Origin of the sequence: Clostridium sp., assembly GCF_036569345.1 — a bacterium.
In the GTDB taxonomy this organism is placed as follows: Bacteria; Bacillota; Clostridia; order Clostridiales; family Clostridiaceae; genus Clostridium_AD.
Map to the genome: position 1 here is coordinate 1 of NZ_DATCQT010000092.1, position 1,582 is coordinate 1,582.

Sequence of the window (1,582 nt, forward strand, 5' to 3'; positions counted from 1 at the left end):
GTTAAACTCAAGATTTTTACCCAAATAAGCAAATATCTTTCTATACTGTTCAAATACACTAGTATCAAGCTTAAGTACCTCAATAAGATTATCTCTTGATAATGGATCTAAATTTGATAATACTTGAAATCTACCAAGTAACTCTGGAATTAATCCAAACTCCTGCAAATCTTTTTTAATTATATTTGATCTAAGATACTTTGTATATTCGTAATCTTTTTCATAATTCTTTACAGTTGATTCTACAGTGCTAGATACATTAAAACCTAATGATCTAACAATTCCTGGCTTACTAAACTGTTTTAATCTATTATTAGGAGTGAATTTAAGACGATTTTCTACAATAGTTTCAATACCATCAAAAGATCCACCTGCAATGAATAAAATATTAGTTGTATTTACCTCAATCATTTTACTTGTGGGATTTTTACGACCTCCACCTTCTGGTACTCTAACAATACTACCTTCAACCATCTTAAGTAATCCTTGCTGAACTCCTTCACCTGATACATCTCTTGTAATAGTCATGGTCTCACCCTTTTTGGCTATCTTATCAAGTTCATCAATAAATATAATCCCTTTCTGGGCAAGTTCAATATCGCCGTCTGCCCTTACTAAAAGTGAGTATATCATACTCTCAATATCATCACCAACATATCCAGCCTCGGTCAAACTTGTAGCATCACCAATAACAAATGGTACTTGGGCAATATCTGATAATTTTTTGGCTAGTAAAGTTTTTCCAGTACCTGTTGGTCCAGTTAGTAATATATTATGCTTTTCTAAATCTATACCAGTTGCGATCCTTATCATATGATTTTGTAATTCAATAGATAACTCTATTTTAGCCCCTTCTTGGCCTATTATAGACTGATCTAATAGTTCTTTTATCATTTTTGGTGTTATTGTTACCCTTGTTTCGTGAACTTGCTCTTTTTGCTGTGGTTTTATTACTATACTACGTTTATCTAACATTTAATACACCATCCTTTTAAATTTATACTGCCTTTTAAACTTGCTATTTCTTCTAAAGTTACTTTTCATCACTTTCATAGTATTCAGATGTTTAGCAAGTGATTGAGTATTTTTCTTATTCTGTATATTCCTTGTGGCAAATAAACCACTTTGGACTTCTTCGCTTATAGGATATCAAAATTGTCCTCGTTATATTAAACATTAATTCAAATTTAATGTCTTTCTACTATAGAGTAGATTGGCCTGTCCTCTTAACTACTATCTCCTACTAAATAACCTCAATACAAACAAAAATATATTTATAAAGTCTAAATATAAAGATAATGCCGCAAGCACTATCCCATGCATATCATTGCTTTGTTCTTGCATACGCTTTATTTTCTGCATGTCATATGCTGTTAATACACCAAATACTATTATACCTAATAAGCATACACCTAAATTGAATGCAGAAGAAACAAAAAATATTTGCATAATAGTAAGTAAAATTAAACCTATTACAAACATCATGGCAAATTGACCTATTGCACTTAAGTCTTTCTTTGTTGTTATCCCTACCATTCCACTACTTAAAAACATTAATGAAGTTAGAGCAAACACAGTAATT

Annotated in this window: 2 protein-coding genes; both read right to left on the bottom strand. The window is 30.8% G+C overall.

Annotated features, from left to right (window positions below; all coding sequences use genetic code 11):
• Window positions 1-975 (bottom strand): AAA family ATPase (locus VIM70_RS09655; RefSeq protein ID WP_331945545.1); only part of this gene is annotated, 975 nt, incomplete at its 3' end.
• A 258-nt stretch (window positions 976-1,233) separates the two neighbouring features.
• Window positions 1,234-1,582: Bax inhibitor-1/YccA family protein (locus VIM70_RS09660; protein WP_331945546.1), on the bottom strand; the 349-nt coding region annotated here is incomplete at its 5' end.